The following is a 6,752-nucleotide window of genomic DNA, read 5'->3' on the forward strand; positions in this document are numbered from 1 at the left end:
CGCTTCACTCCTCCGGCTTATCAGCCCGCACCAGAAACATAGGGATAGAACGGTACAGTAACTTCTTTTCCTCGCTGTAGACCTGCTCATTAACCCGGGGAATCACCTGTATCTTTTCATAGCCCAGCTCCGGCAGATGAATCTCGTCCCACTCCGGACGCAGAACCTCCTTAAAATACAGAACCTTGTCAAACTCCTCATCGGTATCCGCATCGCCTGTATAGGTATTTTCCGGCTCCCCGTAGAGTCTCCGGTATTCCTCTTCGTCCCGCTTTATCGCCTCCCGGTAAGCCTCGTCTCCGGTCATATGCCAGTTTGCGTCAAAATACAGAACTCTCCCGCCCGGCTTCAGTACCCGCTTCCATTCCTCCAGCGCTCTCAGCGGATCATAGAGAATCCAGGTCACATTCCGACAGATAATATAATCAAAGCTCTCATCTGGGAAATCCAGCTGATGGTTATCCATCTGATAAAATTCAGCTGAAACACCCGCCTTTTTTGCATTTTCAGACGCGGTCTCCACCATTTTCCCGGAACAATCGATTCCGGTCACCTTCCAGCCCATCTGTCCCATCAATACTGCAAAAAAACCTGGACCTGTTCCGATGTCCAGCACACTTCCTTTCTCACAGGGCGCATGCTCCTTAAGAAGTCCACTCCATTTTTCCGCCACTTCTCCGGCAAATTCATTCTGCACAATCGCATCGTAGCCCTTCGCGCAGTAATCCCAGCGTTTTCCGATTGTTTCCGCCTGTCTTTGCATCTTGTTCCTCCATTTCTTCATCTATTCTATAAAAGCTTCCTCTTCTTTTAAATCCAACCGTACGGACCGCCCTGCATTTTTGTGATATGCCACATAATATCCCGTCATACAGACTGCCGTCAGCGCCCAGGTAATCGGATAAGTCACGGTCACTCCCTGCAGACTTCCGGTAAGCGGAACCAGAATACATAAAAGCAAAGTCCTGATCACACAGATATTCATCGTAACAATCAACATGGGCTGCTTCACCTTACCGCAGCCCCGCAGGCTGTCTCCCAATATCTGTAAAATACAATACACCGGGTAAAAAGGGAACGATACCCGGATAATACCAAGACCAGTCTCGATAACTGAGGTTTCACGGTTAAATATCCGGAATAGCGCAGCTCCACCCCTCAGGGCTGCCGCGCTGGTCAGCCCAGCCACAAGCATGCTGAGCACCAGGCAGATAGCTGTTCCTTTCCGGATACGCCTGTAGTCCTCCGCTCCTTTACACTGTCCGGAAAATGCCATAATCGCCTGCCCAAAGGCCACGATTGGCAGATAGATAATCAATTCCACTTTAAAATACGCAGTAAATGCTGCAATGGAATCTTCTCCGAAGGAATTGATAAAATACTGGGCAATCACGTTGGACAGGGTAATCACCAGAGACTGGAACCCTGCGGGAACACCGATACGAATTACTTCCTTCAAAATGGTAGTCTCAAAACGAATCTGCCTTCCACGCAACCGATAGGATTCCGGAAGCCTGTTCAAATTATAAAGGGTGATGGCTGCCGCCACGCTCTGGGATATCAATGTCGCCCAGGCCACGCCGCTGATGCCATCTGCAAACACCCGGATAAAAAGATAATCCGCTCCCACATTCACAAGGCCGCCCACACACTGGGCTGCCAGCGGAGAGCGGGAATCTCCCATGGCGCGCAATACACCGGAACCAATATTGTATACAAAAAGTGCCGGAAAAGACAGCATATAAATTCGAAGATAGAGCACCGCGCTTGCCTGCAGTTCCACCGGCGTGTGGACCAGTCGGAGATATACCGGAGCAAAACCCATTCCCAGCAGCATAAACAGCAGTCCGCCTGCCAGACAGAGAGCTACCGCATTATGCACGGCTTTTTTCAGCTTTTCCTGCTCTCCTGCTCCATAAATCTGGGATACCACTACGCCGGAACCCACAGACATGCCACCAAAAAAGCCCACCAGACAGGTAATCAGAAGACTGCTGGCTCCAATGGATGCGGATGCGGATTTTCCCAGAAAGTTACCGGCATAAATTAAATCCACGGTATTATAAAGCTGCTGTACCAGGCTGCTTAAAAGCATGGGAATTGCAAACAGAATCAATTTTTTCCCGATATTTCCTTTTGTCAAATCACGAACTTTTGCCATTTTTCACCTCATCCTGTAAAACAAAACAGAGGCTGTGAAACGGCCTACGCCATATCACAGCCACTGTTTATTATAATCATCCATGTTCTTTTCCTGCAAGCCCGGTAGGGGGTTCTGTGCAATGCTTCTTTTTCATGCTTACGGATTCCATTACGGAATATATTTTCGCCACAGTTTCTCCAGGCACCAGTCAAGGGTCACCGCCTCCACGTCTTCCGCAGCCTCCACCGTATAGACCTTCACCACCTGGCCGTCCAGCAGATAGCGGACACTGCCCAGAAGCGTCCCCGGCTCCACCGGAGCGGTTACCTCCTGGGAAATATGGGTTTCCACCTGCACCTGCTCGCCTTCCGAGAGCAGAAGCTTCAGATCAGGTTCCTCCGACGAAAGACGAAGCCGGATCCGGGCCTCTTCCTCCAGATTTTCTCTGTCCGGAATCCCGTTCTTCACCGGAAGCTCCGGAAGCTTCGGTTCCTGCCACACATTCCGGTAGGTAAAGTGCTCCAGCCCGTAGTTCATGAGCTTCCGGGTGTCGCTCCATTTGTAGCTGCGGTTGTTGGGCCAGCCGCAGGCCAGAAGCGCCACGATAAAAGTCCGTTCCTCCTGCCGCAGAGCCCCCACATAGCAGTACCCCGCATTCCCCGTAAATCCGGTCTTGCCGGTCAGAGCGCCTTCCATCATATGCAGAAACGCATTTTTATTGCCCACAGTAAAGCTTCGGAGCCCTTCTGTATCCCCGAAGCTGTAGCTGTCGGTGCGGGTGATTTTTAAGAATTCCTCCCGCCTGGGGGACAGCGTGATGCAGTAGCGCATGACACGGGCCAGATCTGCCGCGGTGGTGGAGTGGACGCCATTTCCGTCCTCGGCGTCCAGACCATTTGGCGTGACGTAATACGTGGAATAGCAGCCGATATCCCGAGCCTTGGCGTTCATGAGGGCCGCGAAGCCCGGCACGGTTCCGCCCACATGCTCGGCGATGGCCACTGCCGCGTCGTTGTGGGATTCCAGCATCATGGAATAAAGCAGGTCACCTAGGCGGTACTTCTCCCCTGCCCGGATATGAAGCTGCACATCCGGCATGGAAGCCGCGTAGGCCGATACTGTCACCAGATCATCGGGATTCCCGTTTTCCAGGGCCAGAATCAATGTCATGATTTTGGTGGTGCTGGCCATGGGGCGTACTTTCCCGGCGTTTTTGGCGTACAGGATGCGGCCGGTGTCGCCGTCCATGAGGACTGCGGACTGGGCGTGGAGGGTAAGAACCTCGTCGGCGGGAGCCGCCAGGACCTCTGTGGGCGACACGGTGAGGAAGAGCTGGAAAAATAGGAAAATTGTAAGGGAAAATGCCAGAAGCTTTTTCATAATCAGGGGACATCCCGGGGTATGTTTTCGTTCTATATTTATTCTGTAAGGGAGCGTATTATTCGGACGGATGAAAAGGAGCCTTTCCTGTCCGGCACATAAAAATCCCTCCCGGCGCTCTGTCGGAAGGGATTTTTTCTGATTCAAAATGTATATGAAACTTAATTTTCCAAAGCCTTATAACTTTTTGACAGGAACATGATGTACATGATACCTGCCACCAGACTCAGAATCACGGTAACGACGCTACCTGCGACCGCCAGCACTGTTCCCAGAACAGGAATCACGGCAAGAATCGTCAGAACGATATCCACCACATAGCAGCCCAGATTGATCTTCCATACGGAATGTCCCGTATCGGCCACGTCCTGACGGTTCAGATTCTCCATCACCTCCGCCACGGACAGGCAAACCGCCCGGACAACCAAAAGCGCCAGAATATCATTTACAACAGAAAAAACCGTAGCAAAAACTCCCGTGCCAGCCAGATTACCGATTACCCTTACGACCATCTGTACAATGGTAAGTGTAAAGGCTGTTTTGCAGCCTTCAATGTCTTTTCCTGCGCTGTTCAGTCCGATCAGGGACATAATTGCAAATACAAATACTCCGACCAGGCCGATTAATCCGATGAACGGAATCATCATAAGTACCACACAGATAATAGCGCCTACCTGGGCTGTGAACATTTTTTTGAGTCCGGATGCTGCATTTTCGTAACTATACATGGATAACTCCCCCTTTTGTCATTTGATTTGAGTATATCACTTTTTTCGATTCGTTTCTACAAGATTTTGTTATAAGACAGACGAAAGCGCTGCGAAAAAATTTTTTCACCGCGCTTTCTGACTTTGGTAATTCTGTTATTTCTTGCGCTTCGCCGGAGCGCCGCCTCCGCAGCTTCCGCTGCAGCTACAGCCTGCGCAGCCCATGCTGCAAGTAGTTCCGCAGGTCTTCTTGTTGTGGATCAGAGTTCTGATACAGAATACTGCGATGATGGCCACGATTGCTACTACGATGATGTCTGCTAACATCTTCATGCACCTTCTTTCATGCTTCCGATTCGATACATATTTCTCCGATCAATGACTCCGGCTTCTTCCAAGGTCTTAATCATACGGTATACAGTGGCGATGCCGACGGTCTGGTCTTTTTCTCTTACCTGATAATAGATTTCTTTGCAGCAGGAACAGTCATTCTCCAGAATGGTACTGATAATCAGCTTTCTCTGTTTTGTAATACGATATCCTCGTTCCCGCAGGCGTCCAAGAATCATCTCCTGACTCATATTTTTCCATTCCTCTCCTGACATTCTATCTCCTATCTCATATGCTTGCAAGGTATTTCTGGAATACTGTATATTGAGAATAACTCTCAATTTCTTTTTCCAGTACTTATTAAAACACATCCGAAGAAGTTTGTCAATACTAATTGTTTGTTTTAACTAACTCTATGATACAGCAGAAGGGCCCTTTCGGGCCCTCCGTCTTTTACGAATTTATACCAGCTTTTTCGCAAGCTCTGCCAGGTTTGCCTGGTCCTCGTCGCCCGGCTCGTTGTTGGCAATGACGGTGCCGACCACTTCTGCTCCGGCCTCTTTCATGCGCTCTTCCCATTTGCGCATCCACTCGCCGTCGCCCCAGTCGTAGGAACCGAACAGCGCTACCTTTTTACCGGATACGGATTTCTCCAGCTCTTCTACGAACGGCTCTACCTCGCCCTCATCCAACTCCTCGTCGCCCATGGCGGAAGCGCCCAGCGCGAAACTGTCCTCGCCTGCCAGGTCTGCCGGGGATACGGTGGACAGCTCGCATACCTCTGCTTCGCCTCCTGCGTTCTTGATCTCCTCGCCCAGCATCTCTGCCATTCTCTCTGTGTTTCCTGTGCTGCTCCAATATACTACTTTCATGATACTCCTCCTGATTTTCTTTTCTCTTATTTTTATAAAAAGCTGTTGCAGCCTTCTATGCGTCTTGTACGCGTTCCTGCGCTTTATGCGGCCGCCTGTGCCGCGCAGCATTCGCGAAAGCTTACGCCCGCCGCCAGCATGGTGGTGAGCGCCGCCTTCAATTCATCGTAGAGACGGAACGCCGCTCTCGCCTGTTCCACGTCGCCGTAGACCTTCCAGTATCCGCTCTCCAGTGCGTCCTTGCCCTGATGCTCGATGAAGCCCTCGATATCCGCCAGGGGATATTCCAGAAACAGACCGATTTCATGGGGAAATGCGCTTCCGTGCTTCTGATAGCTCTCGTACCGCTCCGCCAGTAGTGTCAGTTGCTCTTCCAGAGTACGGCCTGCATAACCATGTCCGCCCAGGAAGTTCTGATGCTCTTCTCTCTTCAGGTACCGCTCCAGCCGTTCTCTGTCATAGAAGAGGATGTGGCAATATTTTTTACAGCCGCAGAGTTTCATCCAGGAGATACTGCTGCCTGCAAGTACCTCCGGGAGCGCCTCCAGCAGTTCCCGTCTGGCTGCCACCAGATTCGACGCTTTTTTATGGCAGAACACCGGCGCGCAATGGTTAGCCAGGAGCTTTTCCAGCTCGCATCGTCCCCCTGCCATTAGCAATAGCTCCCGAGAATCTCTTCCAGGGCTGCCTGGCTGCTGGTGTGGCAGCGAACGACTTCAATGTTGTTCCTCTTGGCTTCTTCCAGGGCACATTTGACCATCTTGTGGGATACGGTGTTCGTGAACAGTACGAACAGATCCGGTCTGCCGACCTGCTTTTTCAAGTCGCCTGTCATCTGGGTAAATACCTTTGCCTTACATTTATGTGCCTTGCAGATGTCATGGTACTGGCGCACCATCCGGTCGTGTCCTCCGATTATCACTATACTCATACGCATGCCCTCTCTTTCCTGCTGTAAATGTCCTGACGCGTGTTAGTTAGCTCTAGCTAACCGCTTGTCTTTTAAAAAGAATCCATTTTCAGGATTCCCGTATGTTGGTTTTGTTATGTACTCAAAACGGCTTCTGTCTATCCGCTTTGAATGGTTTTTTGGGTTAGTTCTTCCTAACTCATGTGTTTATCCTATCATACTTATAGGGATAGCGCAAGGGGATTCGTTGATATTAATTCTCAATAAGGTATCATTTACGTACTTTTATTGAATAAATCGTACCAACAACGAGCAGAATAGAATTCTAAAAAATAGGCTTCGCCTATTCAACTCCCCTGCCCCTCATTCTTGAGGGGTGGGGGTTTCTTTTTCTTGCTTTTTCCTGCATA

General features: G+C 50.3%; 9 protein-coding genes. All 9 read right to left on the reverse strand.

The window, feature by feature from the left end:
- Positions 1 to 4: 4 nt before the first annotated feature.
- The 9 genes from OCV63_RS16065 to OCV63_RS16105 all read right to left on the reverse strand — a co-directional run bounded on the left by OCV63_RS16065 (position 5) and on the right by OCV63_RS16105 (position 6,363).
- Positions 5 to 763, reverse strand: coding sequence for a class I SAM-dependent methyltransferase (locus OCV63_RS16065; RefSeq protein ID WP_158365273.1), 759 nt, complete (start codon positions 761 to 763; stop codon positions 5 to 7).
- A gap of 21 nt (positions 764 to 784) precedes the next feature.
- Positions 785 to 2,161 carry an MATE family efflux transporter gene (locus OCV63_RS16070; RefSeq protein WP_158365274.1) on the reverse strand — a complete coding sequence of 459 codons (1,377 nt, stop codon included), beginning with the start codon at positions 2,159 to 2,161 and terminating at the stop codon, positions 785 to 787.
- Between the two features lie 150 nt (positions 2,162 to 2,311).
- Positions 2,312 to 3,523 (reverse strand): D-alanyl-D-alanine carboxypeptidase family protein, encoded by a 1,212-nt coding sequence (locus OCV63_RS16075; RefSeq protein WP_158365275.1) that lies wholly within the window; start codon positions 3,521 to 3,523, stop codon positions 2,312 to 2,314.
- Between the two features lie 161 nt (positions 3,524 to 3,684).
- Complete coding sequence (locus tag OCV63_RS16080) at positions 3,685 to 4,251, reverse strand: hypothetical protein (protein ID WP_158365276.1); 567 nt, start codon at positions 4,249 to 4,251, stop codon at positions 3,685 to 3,687.
- A 135-nt stretch (positions 4,252 to 4,386) separates the two neighbouring features.
- Positions 4,387 to 4,563 carry a FeoB-associated Cys-rich membrane protein gene (locus tag OCV63_RS16085; RefSeq protein ID WP_262670928.1) on the reverse strand — a complete coding sequence of 59 codons (177 nt, stop codon included), beginning with the start codon at positions 4,561 to 4,563 and terminating at the stop codon, positions 4,387 to 4,389.
- Entirely contained in the window at positions 4,560 to 4,835 is a 276-nt protein-coding gene (locus OCV63_RS16090) for a Fur family transcriptional regulator (RefSeq protein ID WP_262670929.1), read from the reverse strand. The genes OCV63_RS16085 and OCV63_RS16090 overlap by 4 nt, the downstream gene beginning before the upstream one ends.
- 186 nt (positions 4,836 to 5,021) lie before the next feature.
- Positions 5,022 to 5,432, reverse strand: coding sequence for a flavodoxin (locus OCV63_RS16095; RefSeq protein WP_158365277.1), 411 nt, complete (start codon positions 5,430 to 5,432; stop codon positions 5,022 to 5,024).
- Positions 5,433 to 5,515: 83 nt separating this feature from the next.
- Positions 5,516 to 6,085, reverse strand: a complete 570-nt coding sequence (locus OCV63_RS16100) for a DUF3793 family protein (protein ID WP_158365278.1) — start codon at positions 6,083 to 6,085, stop codon at positions 5,516 to 5,518.
- A complete protein-coding gene (locus OCV63_RS16105; RefSeq protein ID WP_158365279.1) occupies positions 6,085 to 6,363 on the reverse strand; it encodes a DUF2325 domain-containing protein in 279 nt (92 codons plus the stop codon). Before OCV63_RS16105 ends, OCV63_RS16100 begins: the two co-directional genes overlap by 1 nt.
- Positions 6,364 to 6,752: the final 389 nt, after the last annotated feature.

This window comes from Laedolimicola ammoniilytica, assembly GCF_025567165.1.
Lineage (GTDB): Bacteria > Bacillota > Clostridia > Lachnospirales > Lachnospiraceae > Laedolimicola > Laedolimicola ammoniilytica.